12 protein-coding genes are annotated in these 14161 nt (G+C 72.3%); 6 read left to right on the plus strand and 6 right to left on the minus strand.

The genetic code is table 11. The features are described 5' to 3' along the window. Positions 1-68: 68 nt before the first annotated feature. Entirely contained in the window at positions 69-1907 is a 1839-nt protein-coding gene (locus AB0I83_RS12010; RefSeq protein ID WP_363304486.1) for a serine/threonine-protein kinase, read from the plus strand. Positions 1908-1964: 57 nt separating this feature from the next. Here AB0I83_RS12010 and AB0I83_RS12015 read toward each other — a convergent pair whose 3' ends face one another. Next, entirely contained in the window at positions 1965-3437 is a 1473-nt protein-coding gene (locus AB0I83_RS12015; protein ID WP_363304638.1) for a helix-turn-helix domain-containing protein, read from the minus strand. Positions 3438-3833: 396 nt separating this feature from the next. On the opposite strand from AB0I83_RS12015, the gene dnaN reads away from it, so the two are divergent. Then, positions 3834-4955 (plus strand): DNA polymerase III subunit beta, encoded by a 1122-nt coding sequence (gene dnaN / locus AB0I83_RS12020; RefSeq protein WP_363304639.1) that lies wholly within the window; start codon positions 3834-3836, stop codon positions 4953-4955. A gap of 74 nt (positions 4956-5029) precedes the next feature. Here dnaN and AB0I83_RS12025 read toward each other — a convergent pair whose 3' ends face one another. The 3 genes from AB0I83_RS12025 to AB0I83_RS12035 form a co-directional block, all read right to left on the minus strand. After that, positions 5030-5569 (minus strand): hypothetical protein, encoded by a 540-nt coding sequence (locus tag AB0I83_RS12025; protein WP_363304487.1) that lies wholly within the window; start codon positions 5567-5569, stop codon positions 5030-5032. Between the two features lie 92 nt (positions 5570-5661). Next, positions 5662-6552, minus strand: a complete 891-nt coding sequence (locus tag AB0I83_RS12030) for a glycoside hydrolase family 19 protein (protein WP_363304488.1) — start codon at positions 6550-6552, stop codon at positions 5662-5664. Positions 6553-6975: 423 nt separating this feature from the next. Beyond that, on the minus strand, positions 6976-8259 hold the full coding sequence (locus AB0I83_RS12035) for an adenylosuccinate synthase (RefSeq protein WP_363304489.1): 1284 nt from the start codon (positions 8257-8259) through the stop codon (positions 6976-6978). Between the two features lie 186 nt (positions 8260-8445). On the opposite strand from AB0I83_RS12035, the gene AB0I83_RS12040 reads away from it, so the two are divergent. Next, entirely contained in the window at positions 8446-9282 is an 837-nt protein-coding gene (locus AB0I83_RS12040) for a diacylglycerol kinase (RefSeq protein WP_363304491.1), read from the plus strand. Between the two features lie 58 nt (positions 9283-9340). Here the strand turns inward: AB0I83_RS12040 and AB0I83_RS12045 are convergent, their stop codons facing one another. Beyond that, a complete protein-coding gene (locus tag AB0I83_RS12045) occupies positions 9341-9850 on the minus strand; it encodes a MarR family transcriptional regulator (RefSeq protein WP_356537505.1) in 510 nt (169 codons plus the stop codon). 92 nt (positions 9851-9942) lie between these two features. Here AB0I83_RS12045 and AB0I83_RS12050 point away from each other — a divergent pair, with 92 nt between their 5' ends. Genes AB0I83_RS12050 through AB0I83_RS12060 form a run of 3 tightly spaced genes read left to right on the plus strand, consistent with a single transcriptional unit; the run spans position 9943 to position 12970 of the window. Next, positions 9943-10893, plus strand: coding sequence for an ABC transporter ATP-binding protein (locus tag AB0I83_RS12050; protein ID WP_363304493.1), 951 nt, complete (start codon positions 9943-9945; stop codon positions 10891-10893). Beyond that, complete coding sequence (locus AB0I83_RS12055; protein WP_363304494.1) at positions 10890-12548, plus strand: ABC transporter permease; 1659 nt, start codon at positions 10890-10892, stop codon at positions 12546-12548. The genes AB0I83_RS12050 and AB0I83_RS12055 overlap by 4 nt, the downstream gene beginning before the upstream one ends. A gap of 35 nt (positions 12549-12583) precedes the next feature. Continuing rightward, positions 12584-12970: a hypothetical protein gene (locus tag AB0I83_RS12060; RefSeq protein WP_363304495.1), complete on the plus strand. Its 387-nt coding sequence runs from the start codon at positions 12584-12586 to the stop codon at positions 12968-12970. Here the strand turns inward: AB0I83_RS12060 and AB0I83_RS12065 are convergent. Then, positions 12953-14158 (minus strand): cytochrome P450, encoded by a 1206-nt coding sequence (locus AB0I83_RS12065; RefSeq protein WP_363304496.1) that lies wholly within the window; start codon positions 14156-14158, stop codon positions 12953-12955. The two genes, AB0I83_RS12060 and AB0I83_RS12065, sit on opposite strands and share 18 nt — an antisense overlap. Between the last annotated feature and the right edge of the window lie 3 nt (positions 14159-14161).

The raw sequence follows: 14161 nt of genomic DNA on the forward strand, positions 1-14161 counted from the left end.
GCACCCGGGGTGCGCGCCGCTATTCTCGACCTCGGTCCGCCATCACCGTACGGGGGAGGAAGCGCACCATGGAGAAGCTGGGACCCGGCGATCCGCAACGCATCGGCACCTACCGCCTGTTGGGCCGCCTCGGCTCGGGCGGGATGGGCCAGGTCTTCCTGGCCCGCTCGGACCGCGGGCGCACGGTCGCCATCAAACTGGTCCGTACCGAGCTCGCGGCACAGCAGCGGTTCCGCGACCGCTTCCGCGCCGAGGTGCAGGCGGCCCGACGCGTCGGGGGCGCCTGGACAGCGCCGGTGCTCGACGCGGGGGTCGACGCGGTGGTGCCGTGGCTGGCCACCGGTTACGTCGCCGGCCCCTCGCTCCACCGCATCGTCTCGGGCCGCTCCGGCACGGCGGTCTCCGACTCGGGGGCGTACGGTCCGCTGCCCGAACGCTCCGTCCGCGTCCTGGGCGCCGGACTCGCGGGAGCCCTCCAGGACATCCACGGCGCCGGTCTGATCCACCGTGACCTGAAGCCGTCCAACGTCCTGATGACGATCGACGGTCCGCGGGTCATCGACTTCGGTATCGCCCGGGCCCTGGAGACCGCGGCCGAGGGCGGTCTCACCCGTACGGGCTCGATGATCGGCTCACCCGGATTCATGGCGCCCGAGCAGGTGCGGGGCGAGCGGCTGACGACCGCGTGCGACGTCTTCTGCCTCGGCTCGGTGCTCGCGTACGCGGCGACCGGCCGGCCTCCGTTCGGTTCGGCGGACAGCGGGGTGCACGCGCTGCTGTTCCGGATCGCGCAGGAGGACCCGGACCTCACCGGCGTACCTGCGGAGCTGGTCGAGCTGATCGGGGAGTGCCTGGCCAAGGACCCCGCCGCTCGCCCCTCCCCTGACGCCGTGCGGGAACGGCTCGGCGGCACGGACACGGCGGAGCCCTGGCTGCCCGGGGCGCTGATCGCCCAACTGGGGCGGCACGCGGTGGAACTGCTGGACTCCGAGGACCCGGAGGAGGAGGCGGAGGCGGAGGGCGGCGGTCCGGCATCGGGAGGCCCGGCGTCCGGTGGCCTCCCGACGGGCGTCCGGTACGCACCGGGACCGGGAGGCGGCGGGCCGTCCTCCGCACCGGGACCGGGAGGCGGCGGGCCGTCCTCCGCACCGGGGCGGCGTCCGCAGGAGCTTTTTCCGGCGCCCGCCGGACACTCCTCCGCCGCGACCCGCCCGTCCGGCCCTCCCGCGTCGGGCGGCCGGACGGGACCGGGGCGGGCCCCTGCGCCACAGCCCTCGTACGGCTATCCGCAACACCCCGCCCCTGCCTACGGATACGGCCCCACTCCCCCGTACGCCGCGCCCCCTGGCAACCCGGCCGCCCCCGGGCGTGATCGCCGGCGGGTGACCGGTTCCGCCCTGCTGCTCGGCGTGGTCGCGGTAGTCGTCGCCGCCGGTGTGGCCTGGGGGGTCTACGCCTTCATGCGGGGCGACGGCTATCCCACGGCCTCGCACGGCGGGGGTTCCGACTCCGGCCAGGGCTCCTCGTCGGACGGCGGAAGCACGGACGGGACCATTCCGTCCGGCTATCTCGGTACCTGGTCGGGGACCGTCGGCAGTGGTGCCGGCGCGCCCACCCGCCAACTCGTCCTCCAGCAGGGCGCCGTGGGCGACACCGTTCTGTCACTGACAGCCGAGGGCCCGCTCGACACCGGCGGTTCCTACCGCTGCGTGTTCCAGGCGGAGCTGGAGGGCGAGCCCTCCTCGGGCTCCCCGGTCCACATCGGCCCCTCGAAGGTCACCGCCGGGGAACCGGTCTCGTCCTGCACACCCGGCAGGCCGACGGTCCTGACCTTGCTGCCGGACGGCACCCTGCGCCGCGAGATCACCGACACCGGCGAGAGCCTGACGTACACCAGAACGGACTGAGCCCGGCGACGACGGGCCGGCCGGAGCGGCGTGCGGCACGGGCCGGGCACGGCGGACTCACTCCGCGAGGTCCAACGCCCGGAAGGCGAGCCACAGGTCGTACCGCGCGCTCGGGGTGCGGAGCAGCGACCGGCACAGCAGGGTTTCCAGCCGACCGAGACGCTTGCGCGCACCGGGCACCGAGATCCCCAGTTCGACCGCGGTGGGGCTCAGTCGGGCCTCGCAGCGCAGCCAGGTCCGCAGGGTCTCCTCGCCCGTGGGTCCGGCCGGTTCGATGAGGCGCACCTGATGGGCGGCCCAGTCCCGCATCCCGGGCGTACACAGGACGGTGTCGAGCTCCCCCGGGACCGCGCCGCAGGTCCCGGTCCCCGTCCGGGTACCCGGAACCTGCGGCGTGGGGGCGGCCCTGATACGCAGGGCCAGGTCGACGGCGGCCTGGTCCGCGACCCGGTCCAGATCGAGGCCGAGGAGTTCACCGATCAGCTTCAACCGGGCGGCCAGAGTGTTGCGGTGGATCTTCAGGTGCCGGGTGGCGTGGGAGGAGAACGCCAGCCAGGACGCGACGGTCGCCGCGAGTTCCTGGCTGCCCGGGTCCTGCGAGCGGCGTGGCAGATGGGTGAGCAGCGGTGCGAGCAGGGCGTCTGCCCAACGCGCCCCCGCGGCGCCGACGAGCAGGGCGGGTTCCTGCGCGGTGCCGAACCTGGCATGGCGTCCAGGGGTTCCACGGGCGACGGCGAGGGCGTGGAAGGCCTGTCGGTAGGCGGTCGCCGTGTCGGACAGCCGCACCGCCTCGCTGACGCCGACGACGCAGTCGTCCACGAGTCCGGCGACCGCCAGGTCGAGGGTGCGGCCGCCGTCCGGTCCCGCCGGGCCCGTTCCGTCCTCGTCCGGCATGATCAGGATCAGGTGACGGGCGTACACCGGGCAGCGCACGATCCAGGCCCGGCCGGCGGAGATGTCCGCGCAGATCCGGGCCACCTCGTCCCGCTGCCCGCCGGAGCACTCGACGACGCAGACGCGCACGGGATCGGGGAGCTTCGGCCGCAGTGCGCCCGCCACTTGACGCGCGATGGACAGCTGGCCGGTCATGAGGAGGTGCAGCACGGCCTCACGCCCCCGGGAGTCCGCCAGGTCCACGCGCCGCCGTCTGCGCTCCAGGGTTTCGGACGCCCAGGACAGGGCCAGCGGCATCACCGCGTCGGCCAGCAACGTGGACAGCCCCGGCGGCAGCGGTTTCGGCGTGACCACGGCGAGGACCGTCTCCCGGCCGTCGGGCGCCCTGTCCAGGGGGAGCAGCAACGCGGCGCACTCGCCGGTGTCCAGGGAGTAGGAGCCGGTGCCACGGGCCGTCAGCACGCGCGCGGCACGAGAGGCGATGCCGGTCGCCTCGTGCCCGGACCAGCGGGCGTTCCCGGCCACGGCCTGGAGGACCGTACCGTCCTTGTCGAGGATCCCGGCCCAGCCCTCGGCCCGCTGGGCGATTCTGCGCAGCAGCTCCGGTGACCCGCCGGTCCGCGCCAGCCGGTACATCAGCAGTACGTCGTCGGCCCGTTCCCGCGCGCCCACATGTCCCCCGTTCGCCGCCCGCCTGCCGCCCGAAACGTTCGTACTCCGAAACCGGAGTGCAGAGTACCGGGACGGCTGTGCGGTTTGATACCCGTCGCGGGCCACACGGGGCGAATTGAATCTCCCGGCCCACAGCCCCGCCCGCCTAGAGTTCCCAAGGTGTTCCGGGGCGTTCGGGAGACGTCGGGGGACGTCGGAACGTCCTGGTCCGGGTATGGCGCCGGATGTCGGGGGACGTCCGGGCGACACGACGGCAGCGGCTCACGGGGGTGGTCGCTGTCGTCGGCCCGCACCGGTTGTCAGTGGTGCCGCCTAGCGTGGATCTCGACCGTGCCGCACACCGGACGAGAGGCCCCTGCCGTGGAGTTCCGCATCGAACGTGGCGCGCTGACCGAAGCCGTCTCCCGGGCTGCCCGGGTCCTGCCCGCCCGGTCCCCCGTGCCCGTACTCGGAGGTCTGCTCCTCGATGCGGACGCCGGCCGACTCCGGGTCTCCGGGCTGGACTTCGAGGCTTCCGCCCTCGTCGAGACGGAGGCCCACACCGTCCGGGCCGGGAAGGTGCTGGTCATGGGGCGACGGCTCCTCGACATCTGCAAGGTGCTGCCGGACGGGCCCGTGGAGTGCGCGGTCGAGGGCTCGCGCCTCACGGTCGCAGGTGACGACTCGCGCTTCGGCCTCTCGGTCCTGCCGCTCGACGACTACCCCGCGCTGCCGCCGCTGCCCGAGGTGCGGGGCGCGGTGGACGCCGGGGAGTTCGCCGCGGCTGTCGGGCACGTGGCGGTGGCCGCCGGGCGGGACGACACCCTGCCGACGCTCACCGGCATCAGGCTCGGGCTCGACGGATCCACGATGACGCTGGCCGCGACCGACCGGTACCGCTTCGCGGTGCGCACCCTGCCGTTCAAGGCGACGGCGCCCGAGGCCGGGGCCGACGTCGTGGTGTCGGCCCGTCGGCTGGCCGAGATCGCCAGGTCACTCGGCGGCTCGGGCCAGGTCAGTGTCGCCGTCGACGGGGGGTCGGTCGGCTTCGAACACGCCGGTACGCGGACGACGGTGCGGCTCCTGGACGGCAGACTGCCGCGCCACGACAAGCTGTTCGCGCTCGCCGATCCCGCCGTCGCCGTGCTGGACCGGGGCCGGCTGGTGGAGGCCGTCAGACGGGTGTCCGTGGTCGCGGACGGCGGCAGCCCCCTGCAGATGACCTTCACCGGCGGACCGGACGGCTCGGTGCTTTTGCAGGCGGGGTTCGAGGACGACGTGGCGTCGCAGCGGCTGCCCGCCACCCTGGAGGGGGCCGGGGAGATGACCGTCGCCTTCAACCCCGCGTACCTGATGGACGCGCTGTCCTCCTTCGAGGACACGACGGTCCGGATGCGGCTGATGGGTCCGGGGCAGCGCGCCATGATCACCGGCGGGGAGGAGGACACCGCGCATCCCACGCACCAGCACCTGCTGATGTCCGTCAAGCCCCAGATGCTCTGACGCCGGTCCCGGAACCGGGCTCCTGGCCTCCGACGGCTACGACGACGCCTGCGGCTGCGCGACTCGGCAGCGCCTCACCCCGGAAGCGTCGCCACCTCCCCGACGGCGGCGAGCAGCCAGATGGGGAACTCGGGATCGGCCTGGCCCACGGCGAGGCCGAGCCACCGGGTGCCTCCGGGGACGCGCCAGACCTGCATGCTGCCCGCCAGGCTGCAGAGCCGCCCCATCGGCTCCGGAACGGGACCCGGGCCCCGCCCGTCGCCATCCCCATCCCCATCCCTGTCCGGAAGGTCCTCCGCCACGAGGTCCTCCGCCAGGTAGGGCCAGAGTTCGACCGTCTCGGGCTCGCCCCACCGCTCGCTCAGCGCGGTCGCCAGGACACTGAACTCGGCCTCGATCTCCTGCTCCGCGGGTTCGACGATCTCGGGGGACCTGTCGTCCCAGAAGTCACGGCTCGCCAGCAGGATCAGCAGATGGTGCGCGGGGCCGCTGTCGCGTACGCCGTTGTCCTCGCTCTCCTCCGTCACGGGGTACGGCAGGGTGAGGACTTCGTCGATCAGGGCGAGGCGGGACTCGGTGCTCGTGGGCGGGGTGCCGTCGCTGTCCGGGTTCATGGTGCGTGATCCTGCCAACCGCCCTTCCCGGAAAGCGAATCGGGGGCGCCTCCGGCAGATGCCGGAAGCGCCCCCGAGGGGCGGGGTCGGACTCAGCAGCTCAGGTTCGAGCCGGGGGTGGTGCCGAGGATCTGGACGAACGCCTGGTACTTGTCGATCCGGCTCTGGACCTGGGCGGGGTTGCCGCCGTTGCACTCCAGGCTGCCGTTGATGGACCGGATGGTCTCGCCGAAACCGGCGCCGTTGACGATGGCGTTGTGGGGCGTCATGGTGCCGGGGCCGGACTGGGTGTTCCAGTACCAGAGGCCGGTCTTCCAGGCCACGGCGGCGTTCTGCTCCACCTGCCAGGGGTTGCCGAGCAGGTCGATGCCCAGCGCGTCACCGGCGGCCTTGTAGTTGAAGTTCCAGCTGAGCTGGATCGGGCCACGGCCGTAGTAGGCGGCCTGGCCGGCCGGGCAGCCGTACGACTGGCTGGTGTCGCAGTAGTGCGGGTAGTTGGCCGTGTTCTGCTCCACGATGTACACGAGGCCGCCGGTCTCGTGGCTCACGTTGGCGAGGAACGCGGCCGCCTCCTGCTTCTTGACCGTGTCGCTGCCGGTCTTGGAGAAGCCGGGGTAGGCGCTCAGGGCCGCGGTGAGACCGCTGTAGGTGTAGAAGGAGTTCCGGCCCGGGAACATCTGGTTGAACTGGGCCTCGCTGACGACGAAGCCGGAGGGGTCCGGCTGACCCGGGTCCGTGCCACCGCCCCCGCAACTGCCCTGGTCGGCCCAGACGTCGACGGTGCCGGGCTTCTCGTTCTGGGTCCACCACTTCGCGGACCAGTTGTGACCGTTGTACGAGGCGGAGCCGCCGCCCCAGTAGACGGCGGAGGCGCTCCAGGCCGGGGCGCAGGCCGCGGCCGATGCCGTGGTGGCGGGAAGAACGACGAGCGTCGCGATGACCGCGCCCAGCGCGACAATCAGGCTCATGACACGTTTGACCACGTGATCACTCCTTCGTCGCGGCGCTCGCGCCGAGCGTGCACCGCCATGGGGGGTACCGCCACTCAAGCCCTGATGGTCTGGACCTGTCAAGGTCTAGACCAGAAATCGCCCTCTTGCCAGGACTCCCCAACTCCGCTCCTCCATCGCCTTGTTGGACGCAGAGCGAACTTCACCGGAAGGGTCGCGGCGAAGAGGTCGTGCGCGCCAACGGCCACCTGCCGTGCGCGACGCAGCAGGGCATGCGGACGAATGCGGCCAGGACCGAGCCGCCCGTTCGCCACCGCCCGACCCGCGGGACGGCACGACACCACGCTGCCCACCGGAACGACGACGGCCGTTCCTTCCGCGCGGAAGGAACGGCCGTCGTCACCTCGACCCCGGTGCCCGTGGGGACCGCGCCGGGCGCGGTCCCCACTGATGCTCCTAGATGAAGGAGTTGATCTCGATCGTCTCGGTACGGCCGGGGCCGACACCGATCGCGGAGATCGGGGCGCCGGACATCTCCTCCAGCGCCTTCACGTACGCCTGCGCGTTCTTCGGCAGGTCGGAGAACGTCTTGGCCTTCGTGATGTCCTCGGACCAGCCCGGCAGCATCTCGTAGACCGGCTTCGCGTGGTGGAAGTCGGTCTGGCTGTAAGGGAGCTCCTCGACGCGCTTGCCGTCGATCTCGTACGCCACGCACACCGGGATCTGCTCCCAGCCGGTCAGCACGTCCAGCTTCGTGAGGAAGAAGTCGGTGAGGCCGTTGACCCGGGTCGCGTACCGCGCGATCGGGGCGTCGAACCAGCCGCAGCGACGGTCACGGCCGGTGGTGACACCGCGCTCGCCGCCGATCCGGCGCAGCGCCTCGCCGTCCTCGTCGAGAAGTTCGGTCGGGAAGGGTCCGGCACCGACCCGCGTGGTGTAGGCCTTGAGGATGCCGATGACCCGGCTGATCTTCGTCGGGCCCACACCGGATCCGGTGCAGGCGCCGCCCGCGGTCGGGTTCGACGAGGTGACGAAGGGATAGGTGCCGTGGTCGACGTCCAGCAGGGTTCCCTGGCCGCCCTCGAAGAGGACGACCTTGCCCTCGTCGATGGCGTCGTTCAGGATCAGCGTGGTGTCGGCGACGTACGGCCTGAGCTGCTCCGCGTACTGGAGCATCTCCTCCACGATCCTGCCGGACTCGATCGCGCGCCGGTTGAAGACCTTGGCGAGCAGCTGGTTCTTCTGCTCCAGTGCCGCCTCGACCTTCTGCTCCAGGATCGACTCGTCGTAGAGGTCCTGGACGCGGATGCCCACACGGTTGATCTTGTCGGCATACGTCGGGCCGATACCGCGCCCGGTCGTGCCGATCTTGCGCTTCCCGAGGAAGCGTTCCGTCACCTTGTCGACGGTGACGTTGTACGGAGTGATCAGATGAGCGTTACCGCTGATCAGGAGCTTGGACGTGTCGACGCCACGCTCGTTCAGGCCGCTCAGCTCGGAGAGCAGGACCGCCGGGTCGACGACGACACCGTTACCGATGACCGGGGTACACCCCGGCGACAGGATTCCGGAGGGGAGGAGATGCAGTGCGTACTTCTGGTCGCCTACGACGACCGTGTGGCCGGCGTTGTTGCCGCCCTGGTATCGCACCACATAGTCAACGGATCCACCGAGGAGGTCGGTGGCCTTCCCCTTGCCCTCGTCACCCCACTGAGCACCGAGCAGCACAAGTGCGGGCACAGGCGTACACCCCTTCCGGGCGGGGCATGTCCAAGGCCAGGGGGCGTACGTAAAGGTCGTACCTGCCGTACGACGATGTACGGCAAAGCCTGAGCCGTCGAACCGGGTGCCCCGGAATAGACGAAGCCCCTGGCGCAATAGCGCAAGGGGCTCTTGCACCAAGATGCTACCCGAGGAAGGACCGAGGTGTCGGCTGCAGAGCCCCCCGGCGACGGCGACCACCAGCTACTCGTGCTCATCGACCCCCTTGCCCGCCGCTACGACGGCGAGTCCGTGCGCATCGCGAAGGACGTGCTGGGCGCGGGCGCGCACACCAAGATCTGCCTTCCGGACGGCCCCGACGAGTTCGCCAGGGCCCTCTCCAGGCGTGGCGCCAGACGGCCGGTGGTCATCGGCGACGACCACGCGCTGCTGCGCGCCGTGTCCCAGCTGCACCGGGAGCGGGAGCTCTCGGACGGGGCGCTCTCCCTGGTCCCGGTAGGCGCCGCGCACACCCTTGAACTCGCCCACGCGCTCGGTGTGCCCCACGGCGCGGTCGCGGCGGCGCGCGCGGTCCTCGACGGCACCGTACGCAGACTGGACCTGCTGGTCGACGACAGCGACGGTGTGGTCCTGGGCGACCTGCGCATCCCGGCGGTGAGCTCAGGGCCGGACGCGCCCCACACGGTCTGGGACACCTGCCGCACGCTGATGGCAGCCCTGGTCCGTCCCGCTCCGCCCTCCCCCTCCTCGCCGCCCGGCGCGCACCGACTGCGGGTCGAGGCGGACGGCGTCCTGCTGAACGACCTGGACCGTCCGGTCGAGGGCGTGTCGGTGACCACCCAGCGGGACGGGGGCCTGGCGGACGTGGTGATCCACACGACCTCGGGCGAGACGTTCACGGCGGAGGCCAAGGCGGTCACGGTCGCCGGTCCGGACTTCCGCTACCGCGCGGACATACAGGCCGCCGGCCCGGTCAGAACGCGGACCTGGACGGTTCGCGCGGGCGCCTGGGGGCTGGTGCTCCCGGAGGCGGTCGGCTGAGCACGGGCCCGACGGCCCTCACTCCGAGCCCTGCGGCTCACGCCGCGAGTTCCCGGCCCTAACCCGACGTCCTGCGGCTCTCGCGCCACCGGTCCAGGACGCCGACCAGTTCGGCCTGCATGAACTCGAAGAACTCCGCCGTCTCCACGAGCCGTGCCCCGGCGGGGGTGTCCTCGCCGAGGGAGCGCGCGCCGTCCCTGAGGGTGCGCTCCCAGCGGGTCAGCACCTGGTCCCGGTTGGCGAAGGTGGCGTACCAGATCTCGTCGTGCAGGCGGTAGCGGTCACGGCGCGAACCGGGGTCCCGCTCGCGGCCGACCATGCTGACCTGGGTGAGGTAGTTGATCGCCCCCGACACCGCGGCCGGGCTGATCCGGAGCTGGCTGCCGAGGTCCGCCGAGGTCATGGAGCCGTCGTCGTCAGCGAGGAGCGAGGCGAAGACGCGCGCGGCCATCCGCTGCATCCCGGCCTCCGTCATCTCGGCCGCGAAGCGCTCGACGAAGCGTGACACCGCGTCCTCGTCGCGCCCGCTCCCTTCTGCCCTCCCGGGTTCCCCGGCCGCGCCGCTCATGGTTTCCGCCGTCTCCTCTGATCTGCTCACGGCTCGACTTTATACGCTTCCTTAACTTCATAACTTTGTGAACCTGCCGTACTTTCAGAAACATGACGAAGGCAATCAGCGTCGCCGGACTGCACAAGGCGTTCGGGCGGACACACGCACTGGACGGCCTCGACCTCACCGTCGAAACGGGCGAGGTCCATGGCTTCCTCGGGCCCAACGGCGCCGGGAAGTCCACGACCATCCGGGTCCTGCTGGGGCTGCTGCGCGCCGACGCGGGCGCGGTCCGGCTGCTCGGCAGGGATCCCTGGCACGACGCCGTCGAGCTGCACCGGCGCCTGGCCTACGTGCCCGGCGACGTGGAACTGTGGCCGGGCCTCACCGGCGGCGAGGCCATCGACCTGCTCTCACGTCTGCGCGGCGGGGCCGACACCCGGCGCCGCGACGAACTCATCGAGCGCTTCGACCTCGACCCCACGAAGAAGGGCCGGGCCTACTCGAAGGGCAACCGCCAGAAGGTGGCCATCGTCGCCGCGCTCTCCTCCGACGCGGAGCTGCTGCTCCTGGACGAGCCGACCGCGGGGCTCGACCCCCTCATGGAGGTGGTCTTCCAGGACGTGATCCTGCAGGCGCAGGCCGCGGGCAGGACCGTGCTGCTCTCGAGCCACGTCCTGGCCCAGGTCGAAAGGCTGGCCAACCGGGTCAGCATCATCCGGCTCGGGCGGACCGTGCGGTCCGGGTCGCTGAGCGAGCTGCGGCATCTGACGCGTACGACGATCGAGGCGGAGACGGAGCGGCCCGCCGCCGGGCTCGACCTCCTGCCCGGCGTGCACTCCCTGGAGGCCACCGACGACGGAACCGGGAGCGGAGGCCGGGTGCGGTTCACCGTGGACAGCGGCCACCTCGACGGCGCCGTGCGCAGGCTCGCCGAATTCGGCGTACGCAGCCTGATCAGCCACCCGCCGACCCTGGAGGAGCTCATGCTCCGCCACTACGGCGACGAGCTCGCCGCCCACGGCCACGGCCCGGCGACCGCCCACGAGGACGCGCGATGAGCGCCGTGCCCGCCGTCAGCACCCCTGCGACGGCCGACGCCTCCGGCGGCTCCGGGTCGCTGACGGGGACCCGCGCCCTGGTCGGCTTCAACCTGCGCAGGGACCGCGTCCGGCTGCCCGTGTGGATCCTCGCGCTGTTCCTCGGCACGCTGTCCACGGCCGGCAAGTTCGGGACGCTGTACGCCGCCCCCGAGGCCCGCGCCTCCGTCCTCGACACCGTGGACAGCCCTGCCGGACTCGCCATGACCGGGCCCCGGCACTATCTCGACGACTACAGCACAGGCTCGATGATGGGCCATCAGATGCTCGGCTTCCTGGCCGTTCTGGTCGGTCTCATGAGCGCCCTGATCGTCACCCGTCACACCCGCGACGAGGAGGAGACCGGCCGCGCCGAACTGGTCCGCTCCACCGCCGTCGGACGTCACGCGCATCTCGCCGCCGCGCTCTGGGTCGCGGTGATCGCCGACCTCGTACTGGCCCTGCTGCTCGCCGTCGGTCTCGAGGCCATGGACCTGGCCCCCGGCGGCGCCACGGGCTCGCTGCTCTACGGCCTCGCACACGCGGCCGTCGGCCTCGTCTTCGCCGGGGTCGCCGCGATCACCACACAGGTCACCGCCCACACCCGGGGCGCATCCGGCATGGCCCTGGCCGTCATCGGCCTCGCCTACGCCCTGCGGGCCGCAGGTGACGCGGGCGGTGAGGACGGGCTCTCCTGGCTCTCCCCGATCGGCTGGATCCAGCGCACCTACCCCTACGTGGACAACCGCTGGTGGCCGCTGCTGCTCTGCGTGGTGCTCGCCGGCCTCTGCGCCGGTGCCGGATTCGCCCTGTCGACACGGCGGGACGTGGGCGCGGGGCTCCGCGCCGCCCGGCCCGGCCGCCCGACGGCCTCCGGCGCGCTGCTCAGACCGCTGGGATTCGCCTTCCGGCTGCACCGCTCCATGCTGGCCGGCTTCGGCACCGGACTGTTCCTGATGGGCGTGATGTACGGGTCGATCCTCGGCGAGGCCGACGACATGCTGAAGAACATCGACCCGGTCCAGGAGGCGCTCCGGAGGATCGGCGGCGCGAGTACGGCCGAGTCCTTCGCCTCGATGATCATCGTGATCCTCGCGGTCGTCGCCTCCGTGCACGTCGTGACGGCGGCGCTACGGCCCCTGGCCGAGGAGAACGCGGGCCGCGCCGAACTCCTCCTGGCGACCGGTCTCTCCCGTGCCCGGTGGGCGGGCAGCCATCTGGCGGTCGCCCTCGTCGGCGGCACGGTCCTGCTGCTGGTGGCCGGCCTCGGTACGGGCGCCGCGGGGGCGGCCTCGACCGGCGACTCCGGGCTGGTGCTCTCGCTGACCGGTGCGGCGCTCGCCTACGCACCGGCGCTGTGGGTCACGGCCGGGGTCGCCGCCGTCCTGTTCGGCCGGCTGCCCGGTGCGGCCCAGGCCACGTGGTTGGTGCCGGTGTACGCGTTCGTGACCGGCTACCTGGGGCAACTGCTCCGGTTCCCGGGCTGGGTGACCGGCCTGTCCCCCTTCGGCCATGTCCCGCCGTTGCCCGCGGCCCCCATGGACTGGACGCCCCTGGCCGTCCTCACCCTGGTCGCCGCCGCCCTGCTCCTCGTCGGCCTGGAGGGCTTCCGCCGACGGGACCTGCGGGCGAAGTAGGGAACCGGCCGCAGCAGCCGGGTGTCCTCACAGTCGTGAAGCAACGGGACGCGGCAGGGTACGGCGGGTGCGCGACCGCGGCGGTCGGGGCGGTCACCGCCCTGTTCGTCTGGAGCTCGTCACGGCGCACCCGCCTGCACATGGGCGGCGGATTCGAGGGGCAGGGCTCGGACCTCTCCGTCCTGTGGACCGAGCTGCCCCTCGTCCTGCTCGCCGGGGCCCTGCTCCCCCCGCTCGCCTGGCTGCTGATCCTGCGCCCGCTGCGCGGGCCCGGGCCAACCCGTTCCCGGATCCTCGTCGCGGCCGTGTGTGCCGGGAGCGTCCTCGCCTTGTCCGCCTGGGGTCTGCACACATGGGCGAACCCGGGCGGGCCGGACCGTCCGAGACTCTCCGGCACCCCCTTCTCAGAGCTCGACCAGTAGCTCCCGCAGCCCCCGGATCACGTACCCCGGCTTCCACTCCGGCTCCGCCACCAGCCGCATACCGGGGGCCCGGCGCAGCAACTCTCCGAAGGACGCGGCCATTTCGAGCCGGGCCAGCGGGGCGCCCAGGCAGTAGTGGATGCCCGCGCCGAACGAGATGTGCGGATTGTCCGCGCGGGACAGGTCCAGCGTCTCCGCGTCGGCGAAACGCTCCGGATCCCGGTTGGCCGACGCGAAGAGCAGCGCGACCTGCGACCCCCGCGGGATGACCTCGCCGTCGAGCTCGATGTCGTCCAGCACCCACCGCGCGAACATGGGCACCGGGGTGTCGTAGCGCAGCAGTTCCTCCACCGCGGTGGGCAGCAGGCTGTGGTCGCCTCGGAGCGAGGCCAGCTGCTCCGGGTGCCGGAAGAGCATCCACCAGCCGTTGACGGTGGCGTTGACCGTGGCCTCGTGGCCGGCGTTGAGCAGCAGCACGCACGTGGAGACGATCTCCTGCTCGGTGAGCCGGTCCTCTTCGTCATGGGCGGCGATGAGCGCGGTGACCAGGTCCGTGCCCGGGTCGGCGCGCCGCGCGGTGATCAGCTCCCGCAGGTACGCGGAGAACTCGACCGAGGCCCGCACCGCGGCCCGCGCGGTCTCCTCCGGCGGATTCAGCTCGAACATCCCGCAGATCGCGGCGGACCAAGGCCTCAGCAGCCCCCGGTCGGACTCCGGGACGCCGAGCATCTCGGCGATGACGGCCACCGGCAGCGGTTCGGCGACCTCCGAGAGGAGGTCGCCGCCGCCCGCCGCGACGAGGCCACCGACGAGCCCGGCGGCCAGCCGCTCCACGGTCGGGGCCAGCGCCTCGACCGTGCGGGGTGTGAAGGCCTTGGCGACCAGCCGCCGGATCCGGGTGTGGTCCGGGGCCTCCAGGTCGAGGATCCCGTTGCCGTTGAGCGTGTGGAACGGTTCGTGCGCGGCGGGCGGGGCGGTGACGCCGAACTCGTCGTGGCCGAAGCGGTGCAGGTAGGTCCGCCCCAGACGCCGGTCGCGCAGCAGCCCGGACACGTCGGAGTAGTGCGGGACGAGCCACTGCCGGGTCGGCTCGAAGTAGTGCGCCCGGCCGGTGGCACGCAGCGCGGCGTAGGCGGGGTACGGATCGGCGACGAACGCCGGGGACCAGGGGTCGAAGGACACGTGCATGGG

It is taken from the genome of Streptomyces sp. NPDC049970 (genome assembly GCF_040660235.1).
Classification (GTDB): Bacteria; Actinomycetota; Actinomycetes; order Streptomycetales; family Streptomycetaceae; genus Streptomyces.

What these genes read in the sequence shown, in the direction of transcription:
- AB0I83_RS12045 (WP_356537505.1), bottom strand. Translation starts at nt 9,850, where the DNA reads ATGAGCGGCGCGGCCGGGGAACCCGGGAGGGCAGAAGGGAGCGGGCGC.
- AB0I83_RS12015 (WP_363304638.1), bottom strand. Translation starts at nt 3,437, where the DNA reads ATGTACCGGCTGGCGCGGACCGGCGGGTCACCGGAGCTGCTGCGCAGA.
- AB0I83_RS12050 (WP_363304493.1), top strand. Translation starts at nt 9,943, where the DNA reads ATGACGAAGGCAATCAGCGTCGCCGGACTGCACAAGGCGTTCGGGCGG.
- AB0I83_RS12055 (WP_363304494.1), top strand. Translation starts at nt 10,890, where the DNA reads ATGAGCGCCGTGCCCGCCGTCAGCACCCCTGCGACGGCCGACGCCTCC.
- AB0I83_RS12065 (WP_363304496.1), bottom strand. Translation starts at nt 14,158, where the DNA reads ATGCACGTGTCCTTCGACCCCTGGTCCCCGGCGTTCGTCGCCGATCCG.
- AB0I83_RS12010 (WP_363304486.1), top strand. Translation starts at nt 69, where the DNA reads ATGGAGAAGCTGGGACCCGGCGATCCGCAACGCATCGGCACCTACCGC.
- AB0I83_RS12025 (WP_363304487.1), bottom strand. Translation starts at nt 5,569, where the DNA reads ATGAACCCGGACAGCGACGGCACCCCGCCCACGAGCACCGAGTCCCGC.